Genomic DNA, 25,032 nt, shown 5'->3' on the forward strand with positions numbered 1-25,032 from the left:
CTCCGGGGGTCCTGCGGGACCCCCGGAGGACGAGGAGCGCCCCGGTGGAGCCGCACGCGGCAGCGGTGACCGCGCCGGTCACCGTCCCCGTCGCCGCCCTGCGGCGGGCGCCGACCGCCGTCCTCGACGAGGTCGCGCGCCGACGCCGGGGACGGGCGCCGGTCAGGCGGTGCGTGTCCGCGCGGGCGCCCCGTCGTCCGCGGCCTTGCGCGGTGCGGGGACCGATCGGCGCGTGGGGGTGTCGGGCATCGGGCCCCCGGCGGTGAGCCGGTAGGCCTCCGCCAGCCGGCGCAGGAGCGCGGCCTTCTCCGCGGGCCGCATCGCGGACCGCATGTTCTTCTCGGCCTGGTCCCTGATCGCGGTGAACAGGGCGTCCTGTGCCTCTTGCTTCGCCTGGGAGTGCATCGGAGGCCTCCTCGTGACCCGCTGCCGGCCGTCCTGGCCTGCACGGATGGTCGCACCGGGAGGGCCTCCGCAGCAGGTCACCAGCCGCGGGCGCGCCACTCCGGCAGCGACGGCCGCTCGGCGCCCAGCGTCGTGTCCCTGCCGTGGCCGGGGTAGACCCACGTGTCGTCCGGCAGGACGGCGAACAGCCGCTGCTCGACGTCGTCGATCAGGCTGGCGAACCGCTCGGGGTCCTCCCAGGTGTTGCCGACGCCGCCCGGGAAGAGGCTGTCGCCGGTGAAGGCGTGCGTGCCGGCGCCCTCCGGGCCCCGCCAGACCAGCGCGATGCTGCCGGGCGTGTGCCCGCGCAGGTGCACCACCTCCAGCACCTGCTCGCCGACGGCGACGGTGTCCCCGTGCGCGACCGTCCGGTCGACCGGCACGGGCAGGTCGCCGGCGTCGGCGGCGTGCGCCACCGTCTGCGCCCCGGTGGCCGCGACGACGTCGGGCAGGGCGCGGTGGTGGTCCCAGTGCCCGTGCGTGGTGACGACGGTGCGCAGGTCGGCGTCGCCGATCAGGGCGCGCAGCGTGTCGGGCTCGGCGGCGGCGTCGACGAGCAGCGCCTGGCCCGTGGCGGTGTCCCGCAGCAGGTAGGCGTTGTTGGCCATCTCGCTGACGGCGACCTTGCTGATCGTGAGCCCGGGCAGCTCCCGCACGTCGGCCGGGCCACCCACCTCGACGTCGCCGGTGTAGGTCATCGGGCCTCCGTTCGAGAACTGTCGGCGAGCGCGGTTACGGTCGCCCGCATGGACGCTAGCGGAGCTCCGGGCGGCGCCCGGCTCGTCGGCCTGCCCGCCTCCGTCCTCGCCGGGCGCGTGCGCGCGGGCGAGGTGTCCGCGGTCGAGGTGGTGCGGGCGCACCTGGCCCACCTCGCCGACGTCGAGCCCCGGATCGGCGCCTTCCGCGTGGTCCGCGCCGAGGAGGCGCTGGCCGAGGCGGCAGCCGTCGACGCCGACCCGCGCCGGGCCACGCTGCCGCTGGCCGGCGTCCCGGTGGCGGTGAAGGACAACGTCGGCGTCGCCGGGGAGACCGTGACCGACGGCTGCGCCGCCCACGCCATCACCGCGGACGCCGACCACGAGGTCGTCGCCCGGCTGCGCGCCGCCGGCGCCGTCGTCGTCGGGATCACCCGGGTCCCGGAGCTGTGCCTCTACGCCGCCACCGACGGGCCGGGCACGGTCACCCGCAACCCGTGGGACACCGCGCTGTCCCCGGCCGGGAGCTCCGGCGGCAGCGCCGCCGCGGTCGCCGCGGGAGCGGTCCCGCTGGCGCACGGCAACGACGGGATGGGCTCGCTGCGGCTGCCGGCCGCCGCGTGCGGCCTGGTCACCCTCAAGCCCGGCCGCGGCGTGCTGCCCGGCGGCATCGGCGCCGACGACTGGTCGGGCATGGCGGTCAACGGCGTGCTGGCCACGACGGTCGAGGACGTCGCGCTGGGCACCGCGGTCCTGGCGGGGGAGGACGCCGACCTGGACTGGTCGGCGGCCGACCCGGGCCGGCCGCTGCGCATCGCCGTCGGCCGCCGCTCCCCGTTGCCGTGGGCCCGGCCCGACGCCACCGCCCTGGGGGCGGTCGAGCGGACGGCGCGGCTGCTGCGCGGCGCCGGGCACGTCGTCGTCGAGCGCGCCCCGGTGGTCCCGTGGGGGGCCGTCTTCGGTGCGACCGCCCGCTGGCTGGCCGGCGCGGAGGACGACGCCACGGCGCTCGGGCTGGACCGGGCGGCGCTGCAGCCGCGCAGCCGCACCCACGCCCGGCTCGGCCGGCTGGCCCGGCGGGCCGGTCTCGTCCGGCCGGCGACCGCCGAGCGGTTCCGCGAGCGGACGGCGGCGTTCTTCGCCGAGGACGACCTCGACGTGCTGCTGACCCCGATCACCAACGGCCCGCCGCTGCCGGCGCGGCCGTGGCACGAGCGGGGGTTCCTGGCGAACTTCGACGCCGACAACCGGTGGGCGCCGTGGGCCTGGCCGTGGAACCTGGCCGGGGTCCCGGCGGTCGTGCTGCCCGCCGGGACGCGCGAGGAGGGGGTGCCGCTGGCGGTCCAGCTGGTCGGCCCCCCGGGCAGCGAGACGCGACTACTCTGGCTGGCCGGAGAGCTGGAGCGACGCGCGCCCTGGCGCCGTCACGCCCCGGTGTTCGACCCCGCCCGAGCGCCGTCCCCGGCCTCCGTCTGAGCACCCCCACCCGGCGGCAACGTCGCCGTCGTCACGGATTGCGCGCGGACAGTGACGGCGTTGTCCGTATCGACATCTCGACACACTGACCGCGGCCCGGCGAGACCGGCCGGCCCGGCTGACCGACAGGGATCACTTTGGACCGTCTCGTCGTCCGCGGCGCCCGTGAGCACAACCTCAAGGACGTCCACATCGACCTGCCCCGCGACGCCCTGATCGTCTTCACCGGGCTGTCCGGGTCGGGCAAGTCGAGCCTGGCCTTCGACACGATCTTCGCCGAGGGCCAGCGGCGCTACGTCGAGTCGCTGTCGGCCTACGCCCGCCAGTTCCTCGGCCAGATGGACAAGCCCGACGTCGACTTCATCGAGGGCCTGTCGCCCGCGGTGTCGATCGACCAGAAGTCGACCAACCGCAACCCGCGGTCGACCGTCGGCACCATCACCGAGGTCTACGACTACCTCCGGCTGCTCTACGCCCGCGCCGGCCAGCCGCACTGCCCCAACTGCGGCAAGCCGATCGCCCGCCAGACGCCGCAGCAGATCGTCGACCAGGTGCTGTCGATGGAGGAGGGCACCCGGTTCCAGGTGCTGGCCCCGGTCGTGCGGGCACGCAAGGGCGAGTACGTCGACCTGTTCAGCTCGCTGCAGACGCAGGGCTTCTCCCGCGTCCGGGTCGACGGCGTGGTGCACCCGCTGACGGAGCCGCCGAAGCTCAAGAAGCAGGAGAAGCACACGATCGAGGTGATCGTGGACCGGCTGACGGTGAAGGAGAGCGCCAAGCGCCGCCTCACCGACTCGGTCGAGACCGCGCTCGGCCTCGCCGGCGGCCTCGTCGTCCTGGACTTCGTCGACCTCCCCGAGGACGACCCGGAGCGCGAGCGGACCTTCTCCGAGCACCTGGCCTGCGTCGACGACGGCCTGTCGTTCGAGGCCCTCGAGCCGCGCTCGTTCTCGTTCAACTCGCCGTTCGGCGCCTGCCCGGAGTGCACCGGCATCGGGACGCGCAAGGAGGTCGACCCCGACCTCGTCGTCCCCGACCCGGAGAAGAGCCTGGCGCAGGGCGCGATCGCCCCGTGGGCCGGGTCGATGAGCAACGAGTACTTCCAGCGGCTGCTGTCCGGGCTGGCCGACCAGCTGGGCTTCTCCATGGACACCCCGTGGGAGGCGCTCCCGGCGAGGGTGCAGAAGGCCGTCCTGCACGGCTCCCCGGACCAGGTGCACGTCCGCTACAAGAACCGCTACGGCCGCGAGCGCAGCTACTACGCCGCGTTCGAGGGCGTGCTGCCGTTCATCGAGCGCCGGCACGAGGACACCGACAGCGACTACATGCGGGACAAGTACGAGGGCTACATGCGCGACGTGCCCTGTCCCGTGTGCCACGGCACCCGGCTCAAGCCGGAGATCCTCGCGGTGAAGCTCAACGGCCGCTCGATCGCCGAGGTGACCGGCCTGTCGATCGGCGAGGCGGCCGACTGGCTCGGTGCCCTGGAGCTGGGTGAGCGCGAGCGGGCGATCGCCGACCGCGTGCTCAAGGAGATCCAGGCGCGGCTGTCGTTCCTCGTCGACGTGGGCCTGGACTACCTGTCCCTCGACCGGCCGGCGGCCACGCTGGCCGGTGGCGAGGCGCAGCGGATCCGGCTGGCCACGCAGATCGGCTCCGGGCTGGTCGGCGTCCTGTACGTGCTCGACGAGCCGTCGATCGGCCTGCACCAGCGGGACAACACCCGGCTGATCGAGACGCTGGTCCGGCTGCGGGACATGGGCAACACGCTCATCGTCGTCGAGCACGACGAGGACACGATCAAGACCGCCGACTGGGTGGTCGACATCGGCCCGGGCGCCGGTGAGCACGGCGGCGAGGTGATCGTCAGCGGGCCGGTGTCGGAGCTGATGGCCAGCGAGCGGTCGCTGACGGGGCAGTACCTGTCCGGCCGGATGGAGATCACCGTGCCGAAGGTGCGGCGGCAGCCGACGCCGGGGCGCGAGCTGGTGGTCAAGGGCGCCCGCGAGCACAACCTCAAGGGCGTCGACGTCACGTTCCCGCTGGGCTGCCTGGTCGCCGTCACCGGGGTGTCGGGCTCGGGCAAGTCCAGCCTGGTCAACGACATCCTCTACACGGTCCTGGCCAACGAGCTGAACCGGGCGCGGATGGTGCCGGGCCGGCACCGCACGGTCACCGGGCTCGAGCACCTGGACAAGGTGGTGCACGTCGACCAGTCGCCGATCGGGCGGACGCCGCGGTCCAACCCGGCCACCTACACCGGCGTGTGGGACCAGATCCGCAAGCTGTTCGCGCAGACGTCGGAGGCGAAGATCCGCGGCTACCAGCCGGGGCGGTTCTCCTTCAACGTCAAGGGCGGGCGCTGCGAGGCGTGCTCCGGCGACGGCACCCTCAAGATCGAGATGAACTTCCTGCCGGACGTCTACGTCCCCTGCGAGGTGTGCAAGGGCGCCCGGTTCAACCGGGAGACGCTCGAGGTGCACTACAAGGGCAGGACGGTCGCCGAGGTCCTCGACATGCCGATCGAGGAGGCCGCGGACTTCTTCGCCGCGATCCCCTCGATCTCGCGGTACCTGCGCACGCTGACCGACGTCGGCCTGGGCTACGTGCGGCTCGGCCAGCCGGCGACGACGCTGTCCGGCGGCGAGGCGCAGCGGGTGAAGCTGGCGAGCGAGCTGCAGAAGCGGTCCAACGGCCGCAGCGTGTACGTCCTCGACGAGCCGACCACCGGCCTGCACTTCGAGGACATCCGCAAGCTGCTGCAGGTGCTGCAGGGCCTGGTCGAGAAGGGCAACTCGGTCATCGTCATCGAGCACAACCTCGACGTGATCAAGAGCGCCGACTGGCTGATCGACATGGGGCCCGAGGGCGGGTTCCGCGGCGGCACGGTCGTGGCCGAGGGGCCGCCGGAGTTCGTCGCGTCGGTGCCCGAGTCGCACACCGGCCGGTACCTGGTGCCGCTGCTCGACCCCGCGGCGATCGAGGCCGCGGCGGCCGGGCCGAAGAAGCGGGCCACGCGCAAGCGCGCGAGCTGAGCGCGACCGGGTGCGCGTCGGGACGGTGCGGGTCGACGCCGTCGCGGGCGGGACGTCCGTCGCCCGCCGGAGCTGCTTCGGCGGGGACGTCCCGCCCGGTGCGCACCCGGAGCTGTTCGACCGGGACGACGCGGCGTGGCTGCCGATCGGCTGCTTCGTCGTCCGCACCGGCGGCCGGGTCGTCCTGGTCGACGCCGGCACGGGGCCGGAGGCGCAGTCCCTGCCGGACCGGATGCTGCTCGCCGGCGGGCAGCTGCCGACCGGCCTGCGGGCGCTCGGCGTGCGCCAGGACGACGTGACCGACGTCGTGTGCACGCACCTGCACGCCGACCACGTCGGCTGGCTGTTCGGGCCCGACGGCGAGCCGGGGTCCCCCGGGGCGACGATCTGGTTCGTCGCCGCCGACGGCACCCACTTCGTCGACGGGCCGGGGGAGATGGCCGGCCACGTCCGCACCGGTTTCCGCCGCTGGGCCGGGACGGCGCGGCTGCGCCCGCTCGCGGAGGACGCCACCGTGACGCCCGGGATCGACGCCCGGCTGACGCCCGGGCACACGCCGGGGCACCCGCCCGTGTCGGTGACCTCCGGCGGGGAGCGCCTGGTGCTGCTCGGCGACGCCGTCACCTGCCCGGTGCAGCTGGCCGAGCCGGGCCGGCGGTCGATGGGCGACGTCGACGCCGCGCTGGCCCACCGCACCCGGCGGCGGCTGTGGCGGGAGCTGGGGGAGGAGGGGACGTCCGGCGTGGGCGCCCACTCCCCGCAGCCGGCGCGTGGCCGCGTGACCCGCTCGGGTGGGCGGTGGGAGCAGGCGGACTGAGGCCGGTCGCGTCGCGCCTCAGCGGCGTCCGCGCCGCACGAGGAACGCGGCGGCCAGGGCGGTCGCGAGCCCGACGGCCACCAGGACGGGTACCGCCCGGGCCGGTGCGCCGCCGTCGTCGGCGCCGGACGCCGTGCCGGTGCGGGCGGGCTCGCCGGCGGGGGGCGTCGGGGTGCTCGCGGCCGGCGCGAGCGGGGACGGCGGTGCCGCGGGTGCGTGGTAGAAGACGAAGACGCCGCGCTGCCGGTGGCCGTCGTCGGAGACCGCCGACCAGGTGACGGTGTGCCGGCCCGCCGTGGTGAGGGCGACGGGCGCGACCAGGACGGCGCCGTCGAGCACGACCGGGCCGGCACCGGCGGATGCGCCGTCCGGCCCCGTGACCGTGACCTCGCCGCCCGCCGGCCGGGCCGCGAAGGTCAGGGTGACCGCCCGCGGGGTCGTCATCACGGTGCTGTCGGCGACCGGCTCGGTGGCGAGCAGCAGCGGGTGCGCCGACGCGGTGCCGGGCGCCGCGAGCGCGAGCCCGAGGGCCAGCAGCGCCGTGAGGAGCAGGCGCGGTGGGATCGTGGGTCCGCGGACGGTCGGCACGAGGGCCTCGGGGAGGGCGGCGCCGCTACGTCCAGCGCCGGATGAAGTCGATCGTCGCCCGATCGACCTCGGCGGGGTGCGAGGCGCTCAGGAAGTGCCGGCCGCCGTCGACGACCCGCAGCTCGGCGTCGGCACTGCTCGTGAAGAGCCCGATCTCCTGCTCGGCGTTCGCGACGGAGTACACCGTGTCCTCGGTGCCGTGCATCCACAGGACCGGGCACCGCACGTCGTCCAGGCGCCCGTGCAGGCCGTCGCGGTCGCGCAGGTTGATGCTGGAGAGCCGGAGACGGCGGCGGCCGTCGTCTCCGCTGTAGTTCTGCTGGTGCGTCTCGTGCCAGAACGAGCGCTCGGCCGGGGACACGTCCTCGCCGAGCCCCTCGGCGAGGACGGCGTCGACCAGTTCCACCGGGACGGCCCAGTCGTGCCCGACCTCCTCGGCGAGCGCGTCGATGGCCGGGGTGCAGAAGGCGACGCCGTCCCAGCAGCCCAGGTCGCGGCTGCGCGGGCTCTCGTGGTCCATCGAGGTGCCCAGGGGGACGATGCCCGTCACGACGCGTGGCGCCAGCATCGCCATCCGGGCCGCCACCCACCCGCCCTGTGACGTGCCCAGGACGAAGGCCTCGGGGATGCCCAGCGCGTCGAGGACCTGCAGGTCGGCGACGGCCGAGTCCCAGTAGGTGAACTGCTCGTACGAGGCACGGGTGCGGCCGTGGCCGTAGGGCTCGAGCGCGAGCAGGTTGGCGGTGGCGGCGAGGTCCTCGTCGGCGAACTGGGGCCGGTAGAGGTCGGCGGACGTGCTGAAGGAGTTGACCAGGACCAGCGTCGGGAGCGAGGGGTCGTAGGGCCGGCCGAACCGGTAGCCGATGGTCGACGTGCCGAGGTGGGGCACCGTGATCGTTCCCGTGTCCGCCATGGTCGCTCCCGTCGCTCGGGCCGGCGCGCGGCAGGTCGGCCATGCAGGGCGTGCGCCCGTCATCGTGTCCGCGGCGTCCGGGACCGGTCAACGCTCCGGGTCGCACACGCGCCTCGCCCCGGGGTCCCGCCTCGGCGGGGCGGTGGGGTGGTCGTCGCGGTGAGGCCGGTGGGGGTGGTGACGGTGAGGGCCCCGTCGGCGGCCGGGCGGTGCCGCCAGCCGGGGGCCCGGTGCTCGCTGCGGTGGTGGCGGGCGCAGCAGCCGGCCAGGTCGGGCGCGGCGGTCGGGCGGTCGACCGGGCGATCTCCCGGTCGGCGGCCTGCGCGGCACCCAGCGGCCCGGACGACAGCCCGACCGCCGGCGCCACCGGCACCGGGGCGGTCACCACGTCGTCCACGTGAGCGCTCATGCGTTCGAAGAACGAGGCGCCCGAGCCGCTGAGCAGAAAGGACGGCACCACGGTAACAAGACGGCATCGTCCGAGGCGCGGCCGGATGTGATCCAGGGCACGCTGGGACTGTGATTACTGACCGAACAGTCAGTGCGGCCGGCGCGAGCCTCCTGTGCGGCCGGCCGCGGTCCTGCTGGCCGCCGCGGATGAGTCCGGGCGGGGAGACGGGGCTCGTGCACGCCGTCGAGGTGCACCGCAGCGCGGAGGAGTTGACGGGGGAGAACGAGGTCGCGCTCTGCGGCGCGATCGTGCAGGTGCTGGAGGCCCCCTGGCGCGCGGCGGACGACCCGTGCCCGCGGTGCCGCCGGCTCGTGGGGTGAACGGGTAGCCCGAGCCCCCGGCGCCCCCGGACGGCCCTCCGCGGAGTGACGTGCCGCCGTCGTGGGTCAGGATCCCGTCGAGACCCTGGGATGCTGCCCCCGTGAGCCGGGCCAGCGAGGACTCCAACCGGCGCATGCTGCGGGCGCGGGACGAGATGGACCGCTCCTACGGGGAACCGCTGGACGTCCCGGCGCTCGCCCGCATCGCGCACGTCTCCGAGGCGCACTTCATCCGCACCTTCAAGGAGACCTTCGGCGAGACGCCGCACCGGTACCTGCAGCGCCGGCGGGTGGAGCGGGCGATGTTCCTGCTGCGCAGCACCGACCGCACGGTCACCGACATCTGCATGGCCGTCGGCTTCTCCAGCCTCGGCACCTTCAGCCGGGTCTTCGCCGAGGTCGTGGGGGAGCCTCCGAGCGTCTACCGGCGGCGCGGGCCGTTGGCGCCGGTGCCCTCCTGCTTCGGCATGCGCTGGCTGCGGCCCAGCGAGAAGACAGCAGTTCCGGAGAAGCCCGCCGCCGACGCCCGCCCCTAGCGTCGTCGGCATGTTGACCTCCATCTCGATCACCTCCCTCTACGTCCTCGACCAGGACCAGGCGCTGGACTTCTACGTCGGCAAGCTGGGCTTCGAGGTCCAGACCGACCAGCAGTTCGGGCCGATGCGCTTCCTCACCGTCGTCCTGCCCAGCGACCCCGGCCACGCGGTGCTGCTGGAGCGGCCCGCCCCGCCGTCGGTGAGCCCGGAGATCGCCGACACGGTGCGCGACCTGGTCACCAAGGGCGCCGGCGGCGGCCACCTGTTCCTCACCACCGACGACGCGCACAAGACCCACGCCGCGCTCAAGGAGAAGGGCGTCGACCTGCCCGAGGAGCCGGTGGTGCAGCCCTACGGCATCGACTTCGGCTTCCGCGACCCGTTCGGCAACTCCGTCCGCATCGCCCAGATGACCCCGCCGCCCTCGGCGTGACCCCGCCGGCCGGGCCCGCCGGGGACCGCGTCGCGGTCCCCGGGCCCGGCCGTCACGGAGCCGGCAGGGGTCGGCCGCGGAACCCGCACGTCCGGGTCCGCCGGCTCGACCGCGCCTCCGGCCGGGTCTAGCGTCCGGTGTGACCGCCGTCACCACCGAGGGGAGGCCGTCCGTGCCGCTCAGCCGGAGGTCGTTCCTCGCCGGGACGGTGGCCGCCCCGGCGCTGGCGGCCGCGGCCGGGGCACTCGGCGGGTGCGCCGGCACCGTCGTCCAGCCCGGCGACCTCTCCCGGCTGCGGCTGATGGCGCCGGCCAGCCCCGGCGGCGGGTGGGACACCACGGCGCGCGTCTTCCAGCGGGTCGTCCAGACCAGCGGCCTGGCCCGCAACGTGCAGGTGTTCAACGTCGAGGGCGCCGGCGGCACGATCGGCCTCGGCCAGCTCGCCCGGGAGACCGACGACGCGCTGCTCATGATGATGGGCCTGGTCATGGTCGGCGCCGTCGACACCAACGACTCCGCCACCCGGCTGTCCGACGTCACGCCGATCGCCCGGCTGATCGGCGAGACCGAGCTCATCGTCGCCCCGGCCGAGGCGCCCTACACCGACATCCGGGGCTTCGTGGAGGCGTGGGCCGCCGACCCGGCCGGCACCCCCATCGCCGGCGGCTCGGCCGGCGGCACCGACCAGATCCTCGCCGGGCTGCTGGCCGAGGCCGCCGGCATCGACCCCGGGCAGGTCAACTACATCGCCTACTCCGGCGGCGGTGAGTCGCTCGCCGCGCTGCTCGGCAACCAGGTCGCCGCCGGCATCTCCGGCCCCACCGACTACGGCGAGCAGGTCCGCACCGGCGACCTGATCGGCCTCGCGGTCTCCACGGCCGAGCGGTCCGACCAGGTGCCCGACGTCCCGACCCTGGTCGAGTCCGGCTTCGACGTCGAGGTCTCCAACTGGCGCGGCCTCATGGCCCGGCCGGGGATGTCGCAGGAGGCGCGCGAGGACCTCACGCAGCTCGTCGTGGACGTCCACGACACCCCCGAGTGGGCCGAGGCGGTCGAGACCAACGGCTGGGACGACCTGCTCCTCACCGGCGACGAGTACGGCGACTTCCTGGCCGACGAGGAGGCGCGGGTGCGCGCGATCCTGGAGCAGATCGGGCTCGTGCAGTGAGCGGCGCGTCGCCGGACCCGGACGTGTCCACCGCCGACGCCACCGGCACGCACGACGCCGCGGAGTCCCGGCACCCCGCCCCGCCGCCGGCCGGGGTCAGCCGCGGCGAGCTGGCGATGGTGGTCCTGCTCGGCGCGCTCGGGCTCTACCTCGTCCTCGACGCCGCGAACATCGCCGTCCCCGGCTCGGCGAACGCCATCGGCCCGCGCTTCTTCCCGTACCTGGTCGGCGGGGTGGTCCTGGCCACCGCGCTCGGGCTGGGCTTCCGCGTGCTCAAGGGGGACCGCGGGCCCTCCGACGAGAGCGAGGACGTCGACCCCGACGCCCCGACGTCGTGGGCTGCGGTCGGGGTCATCGCCGTCGCGTTCCTCGGCCACGCGCTGCTCATCAACGTCATCGGCTGGCCGCTGGCGGTCACGCTGATGTTCGCGCTCGTCGCCTGGGCCCTCGGCGCCCGCGGCATCGTGCGGCCGCTGCTGGCCGGCGGGGTGCTCTCGGTCGTCGTCTGGATCGTGTTCGTCAAGGGCCTCGGCGTCGCGCTGCCCGGCGGCACCCTCCTCGAGCTGGCGACGAGCTGGTTCTGATGGGCGCCCTCGCGGACCTGGCCGGCGGCTTCGTCGACGCGCTCACCCCGGTCAACCTGCTCTTCGCGCTGCTCGGCGTGCTGCTGGGCACCGCCGTCGGCGTGCTCCCGGGCATCGGCCCGGCGATGACCGTCGCGCTGCTGCTGCCGGTCACCTACGCGCTGGAGCCGACGACGGCGTTCATCATGTTCGCCGGCATCTACTACGGCGGCATGTACGGCGGGTCGACGACGTCGATCCTGCTCAACACCCCCGGCGAGTCCAGCTCGATCATGACCGCGCTCGAGGGCAACCGGATGGCCAAGGCCGGCCGCGGCGCCGCCGCGCTGGCCACCGCGGCGATCGGGTCGTTCGTCGCCGGCACCATCGCCACGCTGCTGCTGGCGCTGGTCGCCCCGACCGTCGTCGACCTGGCCATCGGCATCACCCCGGCCGACTACTTCGCCCTCGCCGTGCTGGCCTTCGTCGCGGTCGCCACCGTCCTGGGCGCCTCGCCGCTGCGCGGGCTGGCGTCCCTCGGCGTCGGTCTCTACCTCGGGCTGGTCGGCACCGACGTGCTCACCGGGCAGGAGCGGTTCACCCTCGGCGTCCCGCAGCTGGCCGACGGCATCGACGTCGTCGTGGTGGCGGTGGCGCTGTTCGCCGTGGGGGAGGCGCTGTACGTCGCCTCCCGGCTGCGCCGCGGGCCGGTGCAGGTGATGGCCGCCTCCGGGCCCTGGCTCACCCGCCGCGACCTGCGCCGCTCGGTCGGCCCGTGGCTGCGCGGGACGGCGCTGGGCTTCCCGCTCGGCGCGCTGCCGGCCGGCGGCGCGGAGATCCCGACGTTCCTGTCCTACGCCGCGGAACGGAAGCTCACGAAGCACCCGGAGGAGTTCGGCCGCGGGGCGATCGAGGGCGTCGCCGGACCGGAGGCGGCCAACAACGCCGCGGCCGCGGGCGTCCTCGTCCCGCTGCTCACCCTCGGCCTGCCCACCTCGGCCACCGCGGCGATCATCCTGGCCGCCTTCCAGGGCTACGGCATCCAGCCCGGCCCGACGCTGCTGTCCACCGAGTCCTCGCTGGTCTGGACGCTGATCGCCGCGCTGCTCGTCGGCAACGTCATGCTGCTGGTGCTCAACCTGCCGCTGGCCCGGGTGTGGGTGCAGCTGCTGCGCGTCCCGCGGCCCTACCTCTACGCCGGGATCCTGCTGTTCGCCTCGCTGGGCTGCTACGCGGTCAACGCCGACCCGCTGGACCTGGTCCTGCTGCTGGTCCTCGGCCTGCTCGGGTTCGTGATGCGCCGCTACGGCTGGCCGGTGGCCCCCGCGGTCATCGGGCTGATCCTCGGCCCGGTCGCCGAGACCAACCTGCGACGCGCGCTGGCGATCAGCAGCGGCGACCTCGGGGTGCTGGTCGAGACCTGGTTCAGCCGGGTCGTGCTGTTCCTGGCGCTGCTGGCCCTGGTGCTGCCGGTGGTGCTGCGGGCCGTGCGCGGCCGCCGCTCCACCCCGGAGGAGCTGCAGGCGGGGGAGGGGCTGCGGCACCACGAGCACGGGCAGGAGGAGCGCGTCGGTGCGCGCGCCGACGGGGAGGAGGAGCGGTGAGCCGGCAACCGGTGGTCGTCGTCGGGCACGTGCCCACCCCGCGCGGGCAGGCGGCGCTCGAGCACGCCCTGGCCGAGGCGCACCGCCGCGGCGCCCGGCTGGTCGTGGTCAACAGCAGCCGCGGCGACGCGCTGGTCGACGAGGAGTACCTGCAGGGCGCCCCGCTGCGCCGGCTGCAGGACGAGCTCACCGTCTCCGGCCTGCCCGTCGAGCTGCGCCAGCCGATCGGCCGCGACGTCGCCGAGGAGCTCGCCGACGCGGTGTCCGAGACCGGCGCGGAGCTGCTGGTCATCGGCCTGCGCCGGCGCAGCGCCGTCGGCAAGCTGCTCATGGGCAGCGCGGCCCAGCGGATCCTGCTCACCGTCGACTGCCCGATCCTCGCCGTGAAGGGTCCGCCCGCGGCGACGGCTTGAACGCCGGGCGTCACTGCGCTTATCTTCTGTGTGACGGACGTCACGCCGTCGGACCGGCGTGGCGGGGTCCTCGATGGATGGAGTCGCCCATGAGCGCGCTCACGCCCGACTGCGATCCCGACCTGGCGCACTGCGGTCAGCCCCGGCCCAGTGACGGGATCCGCTCCACGCTGGTCCTCGTGGGGCTCGTGGCCGTGGTGGCGTCCGCCGTGGGCACCGGGACCGTCTCCGGCGTGACGGCCTTCCTCGCCGGCGGGGTCGGGCTGGTCGCGGCGCTCCTGCTGGGGAGCCGCGCGGTCCGCCTGGGCCGGCGCGCCGTCGCGGCGGTGCACCTGCCGGCGCTGCACCGCTCCCGCCCGGCCGGCTGACCCCGCCCGCCCTGCGGCGGGACGGGCGGACCGGCAGGCTGACCTCCGACGACGACGTCCGAGGAGGCCAGCCCCGTGACCCTGCCCGCCGACCCCACCCTCGTCCCCGCCGCCGACGGCACGCGGCTCGCCGAGCGCCGCTGGACCCCCGACGGCGAGGTGCGCGCGGTCGTGCAGGTCGTGCACGGGCTGTCCGAGCACGCCGGCCGCTACGGCCGCCTGGCCGCCGCGCTCACCGCCCGCGGGTTCGCCGTCGCCGCGCAGGACCAGCGCGGCCACGGGCTCACCGCGCGGTCGACCGGCCCCGGCCGGTTCGGCGACGGCGCGGGCAGCGGCGCGGGCAGCGACGCCGTCCTCGACGACGTCCGCGAGCTGGGCCGCCGGCTGGCCGCCGACCACCCCGGCGTCCCCTCCGTGCTGCTCGGCCACTCGCTCGGCTCGGCGGTCGCGCTGGCCTCGGCCGAGCGGGACGGCGACGGGCTGGCCGGGCTGGTGCTGTCCGGGCCGATCGGCGTGGCGCCGCACCTCGCCGCGACGGCGGAGCAGCTCGAGGCCGCGGTGGCCGGCGGGGCGGGCGACGAGCCGATGGAGGCCCTCGCCGCCTTCAACGCGCCGTTCGAGCCGGCGCGCACGCCCTACGACTGGCTGACCCGCGACCCGGCCGAGGTCGACGCCTACCTCGCCGACCCGCTGTGCGGCGACGACGTCCCGCCCACCCACCGGTACGGCGCCGGCATGTTCGCCCTCGCCGCCCGCGCCGCGACCCCCGAGGCCGTCGCCGGGCTGCCGGACGGCCTGCCGGTGTTGCTGCTGTCCGGGCGGTGCGACCCGGTCGGCGGCGAGGACGCCGCCCAGGTGACCGCACTCGCCGGCCTGCTGCGCGAGCGTGGTCTGCCGGTGGAGCAGCACGTCTACCCCGACGCCCGCCACGAGGTGTTCAACGAGACCAACCGGGACGAGGTGACCGCCGACCTGCTCGCCTGGCTGGAGTCGCGGGTGGGCTGAACCACACGGATGTGCTTCCCCGCGACCGAGGGTGAGCAGACCGTCGGCCGCGCCACCTACTGTGGATGCGTGCCCGACCCGTCCACGTACCGCCCGGCGGTCGGCTCCATCCCCGAGTCGCCGGGGGTCTACAAGTTCCGCGACCCCACGGGCCGCGTCGTCTACGTCGGCAAGGCCAAGAGCCTGCGCCAGCGGCTCAACAGCTACTTCGCCGACGTCGCGGGCCTGCACCCGCGCACCCGGCAGATGGTCACGACGGCGGCGAGCGTCGAGTGGACCGTCGTCGGCACCGAGGTCGAGGCCCTCCAGCTCGAGTACAACTGGATCAAGGAGTTCGACCCGCGGTTCAACGTCCGGTACCGCGACGACAAGAGCTACCCGTCGCTGGCCGTGACCCTCAACGAGGAGTACCCGCGGCTGCAGGTGATGCGCGGGCCGAAGAAGAAGGGCGTCCGCTACTTCGGCCCCTACGCGCACGCCTGGGCCATCCGCGAGACCCTCGACACGCTCACCCGCGTCTTCCCGGCCCGCACCTGCTCCAACGGCGTCTTCAAGCGCGCCGGGCAGATCGGCCGGCCCTGTCTGCTCGGCTACATCGGCAAGTGCGCCGCCCCCTGCGTGGGCCGGGTCAGCGCCGAGGAGCACCGGGCGATCGTCGACGACTTCTGCGACTTCATGGCCGGCCGCACCGACCTCATGGTCAAGCGCCTCGAGCGGGAGATGGCCGAGGCCGCCGAGGCGATGGAGTACGAGAAGGCCGCCCGGCTGCGCGACGACCTCGGCGCGCTGCGGCGGGCGATGGAGAAGCAGGCCGTCGTCCTGGGGGACGGCACCGACGCCGACGTCGTCGCGTTCGCGCAGGACGAGCTCGAGGCCGCCGTCCAGGTCTTCCACGTCCGCGGCGGCCGGGTGCGCGGCCAGCGCGGCTGGATCATCGACAAGGTCGAGGAGGTCACCACCGGCGAGCTGGTGGAGCAGTTCCTCCTGCAGGTCTACGGCGGCGTCGACGAGCAGACCGGCTCCTTCGAGGCGGGCGAGTCGGTGCCCAAGGAGGTGCTCGTCCCCGAGCTCCCCGACGACGCCGACGTCTACGAGGAGCTGCTCAGCGAGCTGCGCGGGTCGAAGGTGTCGCTGCGCGTGCCGCAGCGCGGCGACAAGCGCAGCCTGCTGGAGACCGTCGAGCGCAACGCGAAGGAGGCCTTCGCCCGGCACCGGGTCAAGCGCTCCAGCGACCTGACCGCCCGCTCGCTGGCCCTGGCGGAGCTGCAGGAGGCGCTCGAGCTGCCCGAGGCGCCGCTGCGCATCGAGTGCATCGACATCAGCCACGTGCAGCAGACGAACGTCGTCGCCTCGATGGTGGTGTTCGAGGACGGGCTGGCGAAGAAGTCCGACTACCGGCGCTTCGCCGTGCACGAGGGCACCGACGACACCGCGGCGATGGCCGAGGTGGTCCGCCGCCGCTTCGCCCGGCACCTCAAGGAGGAGGCCGACCGGCGCGACGAGCAGGGCGTCGCCGCGGAGGAGGGCCGGCCGCGCCGGTTCGCCTACCCGCCGAACCTGCTGGTCGTCGACGGCGGCGCCCCGCAGGTGGCCGCGGCGGCGCGGTCGCTGGACGAGCTGGGCATCGTCGACGTCGCCGTCTGCGGGCTGGCCAAGCGCATGGAGGAGGTGTGGCTGCCCGGGGAGAGCGACCCGGTGATCCTGCCGCGCACCTCCGAGGCGCTGTACCTGCTGCAGCGGGTGCGGGACGAGGCCCACCGGTTCGCGATCACCTACCACCGGCAGAAGCGTTCGGTCAGCATGCTGGTCTCCCTGTTGGACGACGTCCCCGGTCTCGGGGAGACGCGGCGGAAGGCGCTGATGAAGCAGTTCGGGTCCCTCAAGCGGCTGCGCGCGGCCACGGTGGAGGAGCTCACGGCCGTCCCCGGCATCGGCCGCCGGACGGCGGAGGCGGTCATGGCCGCCGTCGCCGAGCCCGCCACCGGGGACGACGCGGGCCGTCCCGCCGAGGAGGACGGGGCGCCGGTGACCGGCGCGGAGACCGGCGTGGAGGCCGGCGTGGAGGCCGGCGTGGGGACCGTCGTGGAGAGCACCACGGCACCCAGCGGACCGGCGGAGCGGGGCACCCCCCGCCCCGGGGCCGGGGAGACCGCCGAGGTCGGCCGGGTCGCCTCGTGAGCGCCGGGCAGGACGCGGGGACGGCGCCGGTGCCGTCCCCGGAGGGCCAGCACGGGCCGCACGCCGACGTCCCCGCCGGGCTCGACCCGGCCGGCACCGAGACCCCGCCGGTCGAGGTCGTCGTCGTCACCGGGCTGTCCGGCGCGGGCAAGAACACCGCCGGGCGGGTGCTCGAGGACCTCGGCTGGTACGTCGTCGAGAACCTGCCGCCGGCGTTGCTGCTGCCGATGGTGGAGCTCGGCGCCCGCGGCGACGTGCGCCGCTTCGCCGCCGTCGTCGACGTCCGCAGCCGGGCCTTCTCCAGCGACCTGCAGGAGGCCATCCGGGTGCTCGCCGAGGCCGGCCACCGTCCCCGGGTGGTGTTCGTGCACGCCCGCGACGAGGTGCTGGTGCGCCGCTACGAGTCCAACCGGCGCGAGCACCCGCTGCAGGGCTCCGGGCGCCCCCTCGACGGCATCACCGCCGAGCGCACGCTGCTCACCGGCATCGCCGGCGAGGCCGACCTGTGGGTGGACACCAGCGACCTCAACGTGCACCAGTTGCGCGCCACGCTGGAGAACGCCTTCGCCCGCGAGGGCCGCACGCCGCCGCTGACGGCGACCGTGCTCAGCTTCGGCTTCAAGTACGGGCTGCCGCTGGACGCCGACCTCGTCGTCGACGCCCGGTTCCTGCCCAACCCGCACTGGCTGCCGGAGCTGCGCCCGCACACCGGGCAGGACGCCGACGTCCGCGACTACGTGCTCGGCCAGGCCGACGCCGGGCCGTTCCTCGACCGCTACACCGAGGTCCTGCGGCTGCTCATCCCCGGCTACCGGCGGGAGGGCAAGCGCTACCTGACGCTCGCGGTCGGCTGCACCGGCGGCAAGCACCGCAGCGTCGCCATCGCCGAGGAGTTCGCCCGCCGGCTGCGCGCCGAGGGCACCGACGCGGTCGCGCGCCACCGTGACCTGGGCCGCGAGTAGTGGGCGGCGACGACACGGCGCCCGGGTCCGGCGGCCCCCGGGTCGTCGCCCTCGGCGGCGGCCACGGGCTGGCAGCGGCGCTGGGCGCCTGGCGGCGGATCACGCCCGACCTCACCGCCGTCGTCACGGTCGCCGACGACGGCGGCTCGTCCGGCCGCATCCGCCGGGAGATGCCGGTGCTGCCGCCCGGCGACCTGCGGATGGCGCTGGCCGCGCTGGCCGGCGAGGACGACGGCCGGCAGGAGATGGCCCGGCTGCTGCAGCACCGCCTCGGCGGCACCGGCGTGCTGGCCGGGCACCCGGTGGGCAACCTGCTGCTCACCGGGCTGGTCGAGCTGCACGGCGGCGACACCGTCCGCGCCCTCGACGCGGTCTGCGAGCTGGTCGGCGCGTGCGGCCGGGTGCTGCCGATGGCCGACGTGCCGCTGGACCTCGTCGCCCGCGTGGAGACCGTCGACCCCGACGACCCCGCGCGCACCCGCACCATCCGCGGGCAGGTCGCCATCGCGTCCACCCCGGGGCGGGTGCGCGACATCCTCGTGTCGCCGCCGGACCCGCCGGTGCACCCCGACGTGCTCGAGGCGATCGCCAGGGCCGACGTCGTGTCGCTGGGCCCCGGCTCCTGGTACACGTCGGTGCTGCCGCACCTGCTGGTGCCGCGGCTGCGCGCCGCGCTGGCCGCCACCCGCGCCCGGGTGGTCGTCGTCCTCAACCTGGAGCCGCAGCCGGGGGAGACCGACGGCTTCTCGCCGGAGGAGCACCTGCGGGTGCTGCAGGCGCACCTGGGCGGTGTGGCGCTGCACACCGTGGTCGCGGATGCGGAATCGGTGGTTGACCGCTGTGGTCTCCTGTCAGCGGTGCGCGAGTGTGGCGCCGAGCTGGTCCTGGCTCCGGTCGCCGCGCCCGACGGATCACCGCGCCACGACCCCGCGCGCCTGGGGGCCGCGCTGAGCTCGGTGGTCGGGGCACGGTGAGCGGGAACGGTCCCGGCCGGAGCACCGGGAGCGGGGGTGCCCAGACGGTACGAGGGGGAGAGGTGACGCCGAGGATGGCGCCGCAGCAGAGCAGGGGGTGGTCGTCGTGGCGATGACGGCCATGGTCAAGGACGAGCTGTCGCGGGTGGAGTGCACGCGCACCTCCGAGCGCAAGGCCGAGGTGACGGCGCTGCTGCGCTTCTCCGGCGGCCTGCACATCGTGGGCGGCCGGGTGGTCATCGAGGCCGAGCTGGACACCGGCTCGGTCGCACGCCGGCTGCGCCGGGACATCAGCGAGGTCTACGGCTACACGAGCGGGGTCAGCGTGCTCGCCGGCGGCAACATCCGCCGTGGCGTGCGGTACCTCGTCCGGATCGCCAAGCACGGCGAGGGCCTGGCCCGCCAGACCGGGCTGGTCGACCAGCGCGGGCGCCCGGTGCGCGGGCTGCCGCCGTCGGTGGTCTCCGGCAGCATCAACGACGCCGAGGCCGCCTGGCGGGGCGCCTTCCTCGCGCACGGCTCGCTCACCGAGCCCGGCCGCTCCTCGTCGCTCGAGGTGACCTGCCCGGGGCCGGAGGCGGCCATGGCCCTGGTCGGCGCGGCCCGCCGGCTGGGCATCGCCGCCAAGGCCCGCGAGGTCCGCGGCGCCGACCGGGTCGTCGTCCGCGACGGCGACGCGATCAGCGCGCTGCTCACCCGCATGGGTGCCCACGACGCGGTCCTGGCCTGGGAGGAGCGGCGGATGCGCCGCGAGGTCCGGGCCACCGCCAACCGGCTGGCCAACTTCGACGACGCCAACCTGCGCCGCTCGGCCCGCGCCGCGGTCGCGGCCAGCGCGCGCGTCGAGCGGGCGCTGGAGATCCTCGCGGGCGACGCCCCCGAGCACCTGCTCGTCGCCGGCCGGCTCCGCCTGGAGCACGGCCAGGCCTCGCTGGAGGAGCTCGGCCAGCGCGCCGACCCGCCGATGACCAAGGACGCCGTCGCAGGCCGGATAAGGCGTCTGCTGGCGATGGCCGACAAGCGGGCCAAGGACCTCGGCATCCCCGACACCGAGTCGGTGGTCACCGAGGACATGCTGGCTCAGTAGCGCTCGCTGCACCGACGACGACGGGGCGCCCTCCGCTCACGCGGAGGGCGCCCCGTCGTCGTCACCCCCGGGGGTGAGCGCCCGGCCGGGCCGCTGTACCCCGCGCCCGGTGCCGCCGATGGGCGAGCTGGAGGCGGCCGCCCGGGCCCGCCCCGGTGCGGAGCGGAGGCGGCATGACCGCGGGGAACTGGGCCGTCGTCTTCGGCTGTGCCGCGCTGGTCGCCGTCGGCACCGGCGTCCTGGCCTGGCGCCGGCGGCGGCGCACCCCCGCGGCCACCGCGCTCGCGGTCACCATGGCCGGCGTCGCCACCTGGTCGGCCGCCGACGGCGTCGTCTACCTGGCCGGCAGCGAGCCGGTCCAGCGCGTCTACGTCCCCCTGCTCATGGCCGCCGTCGGTCTGGTGGTCGTGGGCACCTGGGTGCTGGCCCGCACCGTCGCCGACCCCTCGTGGCGGCTCGCGCCGCGCGCCGCGGCGCTGCTGGCGGTCGAGCCGGTCCTGCTCGTCCTGACCGGGGCGCTGCCCGCGACCCGCGACCTGGTGATGACCGACATGGTCACCGGCACCGCCGGCGCCGAGTCCCGGGTGACGTTCGGGCCCCTGTTCCTGGCCCACACCGCCTACTCCTACGCGCTGATCGGCGTGGCCTACGCCGTCCTCGCGCGCCGATGGCTGCGCGTCGCCGGCGTCTTCCGCCGCCAGATCGGCATCCTGCTCGGCTCGGCGTGCCTGTCCACGGTCGGCAACGTGGTCGCGGTCGGCTCCCAGCTCGACGGGCACGGCACCGACGTCACCCCGCTGTTCTTCCTGCTCACCGGGCTCCTCGACTGCTGGGCCATCTTCCGCGGCGGCCTGCTGCGGCTGGTCCCGGTCGCCCGCGAGCAGGTCGTCGAGACCGTCCCCGACGCCGTGCTGGTCGTCGACCCCGACGGCGTGCTCATCGACTGCAACCCCGCCGCCACCCGGATGCTGCGGGAGCTGCGCCCCGACCTCGACGGCGACCTCGTCGGCCGTGCCCTGCACGACGTCGCCGGGCCCCGGGCGGTCGGGGTGCTGCTCAGCACCGAGCGCCGCGACGGCCACCGCGTCGCCCAGGTCCGGCCCGGCGTGTGGCTCGACGTGCGCGACTCCGCCGTCGCCGACCCCCGCGGCCGCGCGCTGGGCCGCATCCTCGTCGTCCGCGACGTGAGCGAGCAGCAGGAGCGGCAGCTCGCCGTCGAGCGGCTCAACCGGCAGCTGGCCGAGCAGGTCGAGGTCATCGAGCGGCTGCGCGCGGTCGTCGCCGAGGAGGCCGTCCGCGACCCGCTGACCGGCCTGCACAACCGCCGGCACCTCGACCGGGTGCTGGAGGCCGACCTCGCCCGCCGGCCGCGCACCGGGCAGCTGTCGCTGCTCGTCGTCGACGTCGACCACTTCAAGGCCGTCAACGACCGCTTCGGCCACGCCTCCGGCGACCGGGTGCTCCTCGGCGTCGCCGGCACGCTCGCCGCCGCCGTCCGCGAGGGCGACACGGCCGCGCGGCTGGGCGGCGAGGAGTTCGTCGTGGTCCTGCCCGGCGCCGGGCGGGAGCAGGCGCTGGCCCGCGCCGAGCGGGTCCGCCGCGAGGTCGCCGCCGTCCGCCACCTGCTCGACGGCGAGGACGTCGCCGTCACCGTGAGCGTCGGCGTCGCCGTCTGCCCGGCCGACGGCACCTCGGCGGCCGCCCTGCTCGAGGCGGCCGACCGCGCGCTCTACACCGCCAAGGCGACCGGCCGCGACCGCGTCGTCGCCGCCGCGCCGGCCGCCGGTCCGGCGCTGCCCGTGCCGGCCCCGCCCGGCGACCTCCCGGAGCTCGTGGCCGGGGCCTGACCTCATCCGGACGGACCCCGCCCCGGCCGATAGGGTCGTCGCCGATCGAGGCCGCGCGCCGTGCGGCCGACCGGGGCGACGGGCGTCGCCGGGGACACATGGAGGTCAGTCGTGACCGTACGCGTGGGCATCAACGGGTTCGGCCGGATCGGGCGCAACTTCTGGCGTGCCGCCGCGGCCAGCGGCAAGGACATCGAGATCGTGGCGGTCAACGACCTGACCAGCCCCGAGGTCCTGGCCCACCTGCTCAAGTACGACAGCATCCTGGGGGTGCTGGGCGAGGACGTCGCCGCCTCCGACGGCGGCATCGACATCGCCGGCAAGACCATGAAGGTCCTGTCCGAGCGCGACCCGGCGGCGCTGCCGTGGGGCGACCTCGGCGTCGACGTGGTCGTCGAGTCCACCGGCTTCTTCACCAAGGCCGACGACGCCCGCAAGCACGTGGACAAGGGCGGCGCGAAGAAGGTCGTCATCTCGGCGCCGGCCACCGGCGACGACCTGACCATCGTCATGGGCGTCAACCACGAGAAGTACGACGGCACCCAGACGATCATCAGCAACGCGTCCTGCACCACGAACTGCCTGGCCCCGCTGGCCAAGGTGCTCAACGACGCCTTCGGCATCGAGCGCGGCCTGATGACGACGATCCACGCCTACACCGCCGACCAGAACCTGCAGGACGGCCCGCACAAGGACCTGCGCCGCGCCCGCGCCGCCGCGCTCAACATGGTCCCCACCTCGACCGGCGCCGCGAAGGCGATCGGCCTGGTGCTGCCGGAGCTGCAGGGCAAGCTCGACGGCTACGCCGTCCGCGTCCCGGTGCCCACCGGCTCGGCCACCGACCTCACCGTCCAGCTGAGCCGCGAGGCCTCGGCCGACGACATCGACGCCGCCTACCGCGAGGCCGCCGAGTCCGGCCCGCTGGCCGGGATCCTCAAGTACACCTCGGCGCCGATCGTCTCCTCCGACATCGTCACCGACCCGGCCTCGTGCATCTACGACGCGAAGCTGACCAAGGTCTTCGGGCCGATGGCCAAGGTGCTCGGCTGGTACGACAACGAGTGGGGCTACTCCAACCGGCTGGTCGACTCGGTCGAGCTCGTCGGCGACTCGCTCTGATGCGGTCCCTCGACGACCTGCTCGCCGAGGGGGTGTCGGGTCGGCGCGTGCTGCTGCGCGCCGACCTGAACGTCCCCCTCGACAAGCAGACCCGGGCCATCACCGACGACGGCCGGATCCGGGCGAGCCTGCCGACGATCGCGGCGCTGCGCGACGCCGGCGCCCGCGTCGTCGTCGCGGCGCACCTGGGCCGGCCCAAGGGCGCGCCCGACCCGCAGTACTCGCTGGCCCCGGTCGCCGCGCGGCTGGGGGAGCTGCTCGGCGCGGAGGTCCCGCTGGCCGCCGACGTCGCCGGCGAGGACGCCCGCGCCCGGGCGGACGCGCTCGGCGACGGCGACGTCCTGCTGCTGGAGAACGTCCGCTTCGAGGCCGCCGAGACCAGCAAGGACGACGCCGAGCGCGGCGAGCTCGCCGACCGGCTCGCCGCGCTGGCCGACGTCTACGTCGACGACGCGTTCGGCGCCGTGCACCGCAAGCACGCGTCGGTGTTCGACGTCGCGCAGCGGCTGCCGCACGTGGCCGGCCGGCTCGTGGCCACCGAGCTCGACGTGCTGCAGCGGCTGACCACCGACCCCGACCGGCCCTACGTCGTGGTGCTCGGCGGCTCGAAGGTCAGCGACAAGCTCGCCGTCATCGAGGCGCTGCTGCCCAAGGTGGACCGGCTGCTCGTCGGCGGCGGGATGTGCTTCACCTTCCTCGCCGCGCAGGGCCACGGCGTCGGCAGGTCCCTGCTGGAGGCCGACCAGGTCGACACCTGCCGCCGGCTGCTGGCCGAGGCGGGGGAGCGGATCGTGCTGCCGGTCGACGTCGTCGTCGCGCCGGAGTTCAGCGCCGACGTGGAGACCGCCGTCGTCGCGGCCGAGCAGATCCCCGACGGGCAGATGGGTCTCGACGTCGGCCCGCGCACCGTCGAGGCGTTCGGCCGCGAGCTGGCCGGCGCCCGCACGGTCTTCTGGAACGGCCCGATGGGCGTGTTCGAGCTGGCGCCCTTCCAGGCCGGCACCCGCGGCGTGGCCGAGGCCGTGGCCGCCGTCGATGGGCTGTCGGTGGTCGGCGGCGGCGACTCCGCGGCCGCGGTCCGGCAGCTCGGCCTCGACGAGGCGGCCTACGGGCACATCAGCACCGGCGGCGGCGCGTCGCTGGAGTACCTCGAGGGCCGGGAGCTGCCGGGCCTCGCGGTGCTCGCGGACTGAGGGGGCCGGGGATGGCACGCACCGCGCCGCGCGCCCCGCGCGAGGGCCGCCGCCCGCTGATCGCGGGCAACTGGAAGATGCACATGACGCACCTGGAGGCCATCGGCCTGGTGCAGAAGCTCGTCTTCAGCCTCAAGGAGAGGGAGCTCGACGACGCCGAGGTCGTCGTGCTCCCGCCGTTCACCGCGCTGCGCAGCGTGCAGACGCTGGTCACCGGCGACAAGCTGCCGGTCGGCTACGGCGCGCAGGACCTGTCGGCGCACGACTCCGGCGCCTACACCGGCGAGGTCAGCGGCGCGATGCTCGCCGCGCTGGCCTGCGGCTTCGTCGTCGTCGGCCACTCCGAGCGGCGCGCGCTGCACGGCGAGGACGACGCGACGGTGGCCGCCAAGGTGCAGGCCGCGCTGCGGCACGGGCTCACGCCGATCCTGTGCGTGGGCGAGGGCCTCGACGTCCGCCGCGCGGGGCAGCACGTCCCGCACTGCACCGACCAGCTCGACGCCGCGCTCGAGGGGCTGTCGGCCGACCAGGTGCGCGGGGTCGTGCTGGCCTACGAGCCGGTGTGGGCGATCGGCACCGGCGAGGTGGCCACCCCCGAGGACGCCCAGGAGGTGTGCGGCGCACTACGGTCCCGCCTCGACGGGCGTTTCGGCCCGGAGACGGCCTCGGCGGTCCGTATCCTCTACGGCGGGTCGGTGAAGGCCGCGAACACGGCCGGGATCCTGGCCGGGCCGGACGTCGACGGTGCACTGGTCGGTGGCGCGAGCCTGGACGCCGACGAGTTCGCGCAGATCTGTCGGATCGCCGCAGGCGGCAGCTAGCCCGCGGCCGCACGGGAGCGGG

General features: G+C 75.3%; 24 protein-coding genes. 20 read left to right on the top strand and 4 right to left on the bottom strand.

Features of this window, described 5'->3' with window-relative positions; genetic code table 11:
- Positions 1 to 162: 162 nt before the first annotated feature.
- Both ACI79Z_RS13725 and ACI79Z_RS13730 read right to left on the bottom strand, forming a co-directional pair.
- The gene (locus ACI79Z_RS13725; protein ID WP_387993035.1) at positions 163 to 405 is read right to left on the bottom strand and encodes a hypothetical protein; all 243 of its coding nucleotides are present in this window, start codon (positions 403 to 405) and stop codon (positions 163 to 165) included.
- Between the two features lie 77 nt (positions 406 to 482).
- The gene (locus ACI79Z_RS13730; protein WP_387993032.1) at positions 483 to 1,142 is read right to left on the bottom strand and encodes an MBL fold metallo-hydrolase; all 660 of its coding nucleotides are present in this window, start codon (positions 1,140 to 1,142) and stop codon (positions 483 to 485) included.
- Between the two features lie 48 nt (positions 1,143 to 1,190).
- On the opposite strand from ACI79Z_RS13730, the gene ACI79Z_RS13735 reads away from it, so the two are divergent.
- The 3 genes from ACI79Z_RS13735 to ACI79Z_RS13745 all read left to right on the top strand — a co-directional run bounded on the left by ACI79Z_RS13735 (position 1,191) and on the right by ACI79Z_RS13745 (position 6,467).
- Positions 1,191 to 2,615, top strand: coding sequence for an amidase (locus tag ACI79Z_RS13735; RefSeq protein WP_456902941.1), 1,425 nt, complete (start codon positions 1,191 to 1,193; stop codon positions 2,613 to 2,615).
- Positions 2,616 to 2,752: 137 nt separating this feature from the next.
- On the top strand, positions 2,753 to 5,650 hold the full coding sequence (gene uvrA, locus ACI79Z_RS13740; protein ID WP_456902942.1) for an excinuclease ABC subunit UvrA: 2,898 nt from the start codon (positions 2,753 to 2,755) through the stop codon (positions 5,648 to 5,650).
- A gap of 10 nt (positions 5,651 to 5,660) precedes the next feature.
- Positions 5,661 to 6,467, top strand: a complete 807-nt coding sequence (locus tag ACI79Z_RS13745) for an MBL fold metallo-hydrolase (protein ID WP_456902943.1) — start codon at positions 5,661 to 5,663, stop codon at positions 6,465 to 6,467.
- Positions 6,468 to 6,485: 18 nt separating this feature from the next.
- Here the strand turns inward: ACI79Z_RS13745 and ACI79Z_RS13750 are convergent, their stop codons facing one another.
- Positions 6,486 to 7,055 (bottom strand): copper resistance CopC family protein, encoded by a 570-nt coding sequence (locus ACI79Z_RS13750; protein WP_387993020.1) that lies wholly within the window; start codon positions 7,053 to 7,055, stop codon positions 6,486 to 6,488.
- A gap of 25 nt (positions 7,056 to 7,080) precedes the next feature.
- Positions 7,081 to 7,968 (bottom strand): alpha/beta fold hydrolase, encoded by an 888-nt coding sequence (locus ACI79Z_RS13755; protein ID WP_387993017.1) that lies wholly within the window; start codon positions 7,966 to 7,968, stop codon positions 7,081 to 7,083.
- Between the two features lie 624 nt (positions 7,969 to 8,592).
- Here ACI79Z_RS13755 and ACI79Z_RS13760 point away from each other — a divergent pair.
- The 17 genes from ACI79Z_RS13760 (at position 8,593) to tpiA (ending at position 25,010) form a co-directional block, all read left to right on the top strand.
- Complete coding sequence (locus tag ACI79Z_RS13760; RefSeq protein WP_387993014.1) at positions 8,593 to 8,739, top strand: hypothetical protein; 147 nt, start codon at positions 8,593 to 8,595, stop codon at positions 8,737 to 8,739.
- 101 nt (positions 8,740 to 8,840) lie between these two features.
- Positions 8,841 to 9,275 carry a helix-turn-helix domain-containing protein gene (locus tag ACI79Z_RS13765; RefSeq protein ID WP_387993011.1) on the top strand — a complete coding sequence of 145 codons (435 nt, stop codon included), beginning with the start codon at positions 8,841 to 8,843 and terminating at the stop codon, positions 9,273 to 9,275.
- A gap of 10 nt (positions 9,276 to 9,285) precedes the next feature.
- A complete protein-coding gene (locus ACI79Z_RS13770) occupies positions 9,286 to 9,708 on the top strand; it encodes a VOC family protein (RefSeq protein WP_387993008.1) in 423 nt (140 codons plus the stop codon).
- A 172-nt stretch (positions 9,709 to 9,880) separates the two neighbouring features.
- A complete protein-coding gene (locus tag ACI79Z_RS13775; RefSeq protein ID WP_456902944.1) occupies positions 9,881 to 10,876 on the top strand; it encodes a Bug family tripartite tricarboxylate transporter substrate binding protein in 996 nt (331 codons plus the stop codon).
- Between the two features lie 23 nt (positions 10,877 to 10,899).
- A complete protein-coding gene (locus ACI79Z_RS13780) occupies positions 10,900 to 11,460 on the top strand; it encodes a tripartite tricarboxylate transporter TctB family protein (RefSeq protein WP_387993003.1) in 561 nt (186 codons plus the stop codon).
- Complete coding sequence (locus tag ACI79Z_RS13785; RefSeq protein WP_456902945.1) at positions 11,460 to 13,043, top strand: tripartite tricarboxylate transporter permease; 1,584 nt, start codon at positions 11,460 to 11,462, stop codon at positions 13,041 to 13,043. The genes ACI79Z_RS13780 and ACI79Z_RS13785 overlap by 1 nt, the downstream gene beginning before the upstream one ends.
- On the top strand, positions 13,040 to 13,456 hold the full coding sequence (locus ACI79Z_RS13790; protein WP_387992998.1) for a universal stress protein: 417 nt from the start codon (positions 13,040 to 13,042) through the stop codon (positions 13,454 to 13,456). The genes ACI79Z_RS13785 and ACI79Z_RS13790 overlap by 4 nt, the downstream gene beginning before the upstream one ends.
- An 89-nt stretch (positions 13,457 to 13,545) precedes the next feature.
- Positions 13,546 to 13,824 (top strand): hypothetical protein, encoded by a 279-nt coding sequence (locus ACI79Z_RS13795; protein ID WP_387992996.1) that lies wholly within the window; start codon positions 13,546 to 13,548, stop codon positions 13,822 to 13,824.
- Positions 13,825 to 13,899: 75 nt separating this feature from the next.
- The gene (locus tag ACI79Z_RS13800; RefSeq protein WP_456902946.1) at positions 13,900 to 14,829 is read left to right on the top strand and encodes an alpha/beta fold hydrolase; all 930 of its coding nucleotides are present in this window, start codon (positions 13,900 to 13,902) and stop codon (positions 14,827 to 14,829) included.
- Positions 14,830 to 14,898: 69 nt separating this feature from the next.
- Positions 14,899 to 17,007, top strand: coding sequence for an excinuclease ABC subunit UvrC (gene uvrC, locus ACI79Z_RS13805; protein ID WP_456902947.1), 2,109 nt, complete (start codon positions 14,899 to 14,901; stop codon positions 17,005 to 17,007).
- Complete coding sequence (rapZ, locus tag ACI79Z_RS13810) at positions 17,004 to 17,969, top strand: RNase adapter RapZ (protein ID WP_387992987.1); 966 nt, start codon at positions 17,004 to 17,006, stop codon at positions 17,967 to 17,969. Before uvrC ends, rapZ begins: the two co-directional genes overlap by 4 nt.
- The gene (locus ACI79Z_RS13815) at positions 17,969 to 18,943 is read left to right on the top strand and encodes a gluconeogenesis factor YvcK family protein (RefSeq protein ID WP_387992984.1); all 975 of its coding nucleotides are present in this window, start codon (positions 17,969 to 17,971) and stop codon (positions 18,941 to 18,943) included. Before rapZ ends, ACI79Z_RS13815 begins: the two co-directional genes overlap by 1 nt.
- Before the next feature lie 97 nt (positions 18,944 to 19,040).
- The gene (gene whiA / locus ACI79Z_RS13820; protein ID WP_456902948.1) at positions 19,041 to 20,030 is read left to right on the top strand and encodes a DNA-binding protein WhiA; all 990 of its coding nucleotides are present in this window, start codon (positions 19,041 to 19,043) and stop codon (positions 20,028 to 20,030) included.
- Positions 20,031 to 20,203: 173 nt separating this feature from the next.
- Positions 20,204 to 21,877, top strand: coding sequence for a histidine kinase N-terminal 7TM domain-containing diguanylate cyclase (locus ACI79Z_RS13825; protein ID WP_456902949.1), 1,674 nt, complete (start codon positions 20,204 to 20,206; stop codon positions 21,875 to 21,877).
- A 111-nt stretch (positions 21,878 to 21,988) separates the two neighbouring features.
- Positions 21,989 to 22,996: a type I glyceraldehyde-3-phosphate dehydrogenase gene (gap, locus tag ACI79Z_RS13830; protein ID WP_456902950.1), complete on the top strand. Its 1,008-nt coding sequence runs from the start codon at positions 21,989 to 21,991 to the stop codon at positions 22,994 to 22,996.
- On the top strand, positions 22,996 to 24,189 hold the full coding sequence (locus tag ACI79Z_RS13835) for a phosphoglycerate kinase (protein ID WP_387992976.1): 1,194 nt from the start codon (positions 22,996 to 22,998) through the stop codon (positions 24,187 to 24,189). The genes gap and ACI79Z_RS13835 overlap by 1 nt, the downstream gene beginning before the upstream one ends.
- A gap of 11 nt (positions 24,190 to 24,200) precedes the next feature.
- On the top strand, positions 24,201 to 25,010 hold the full coding sequence (gene tpiA, locus ACI79Z_RS13840) for a triose-phosphate isomerase (RefSeq protein ID WP_387992973.1): 810 nt from the start codon (positions 24,201 to 24,203) through the stop codon (positions 25,008 to 25,010).
- The last annotated feature ends 22 nt before the right edge of the window (positions 25,011 to 25,032 follow it).

The sequence above is a fragment of the Geodermatophilus sp. SYSU D00663 genome (assembly GCF_054050655.1).

Excerpts from the sequence above, each read along its gene's own strand:
- ACI79Z_RS13795 (WP_387992996.1), top strand. The coding sequence starts at position 13,546 with ATGAGCGCGCTCACGCCCGACTGCGATCCCGACCTGGCGCACTGCGGT.
- ACI79Z_RS13835 (WP_387992976.1), top strand. The coding sequence starts at position 22,996 with ATGCGGTCCCTCGACGACCTGCTCGCCGAGGGGGTGTCGGGTCGGCGC.
- ACI79Z_RS13770 (WP_387993008.1), top strand. The coding sequence starts at position 9,286 with ATGTTGACCTCCATCTCGATCACCTCCCTCTACGTCCTCGACCAGGAC.
- ACI79Z_RS13725 (WP_387993035.1), bottom strand. The coding sequence starts at position 405 with ATGCACTCCCAGGCGAAGCAAGAGGCACAGGACGCCCTGTTCACCGCG.
- ACI79Z_RS13730 (WP_387993032.1), bottom strand. The coding sequence starts at position 1,142 with ATGACCTACACCGGCGACGTCGAGGTGGGTGGCCCGGCCGACGTGCGG.
- tpiA (WP_387992973.1), top strand. The coding sequence starts at position 24,201 with ATGGCACGCACCGCGCCGCGCGCCCCGCGCGAGGGCCGCCGCCCGCTG.
- ACI79Z_RS13735 (WP_456902941.1), top strand. The coding sequence starts at position 1,191 with ATGGACGCTAGCGGAGCTCCGGGCGGCGCCCGGCTCGTCGGCCTGCCC.
- ACI79Z_RS13755 (WP_387993017.1), bottom strand. The coding sequence starts at position 7,968 with ATGGCGGACACGGGAACGATCACGGTGCCCCACCTCGGCACGTCGACC.
- ACI79Z_RS13785 (WP_456902945.1), top strand. The coding sequence starts at position 11,460 with ATGGGCGCCCTCGCGGACCTGGCCGGCGGCTTCGTCGACGCGCTCACC.
- ACI79Z_RS13825 (WP_456902949.1), top strand. The coding sequence starts at position 20,204 with ATGACCGCGGGGAACTGGGCCGTCGTCTTCGGCTGTGCCGCGCTGGTC.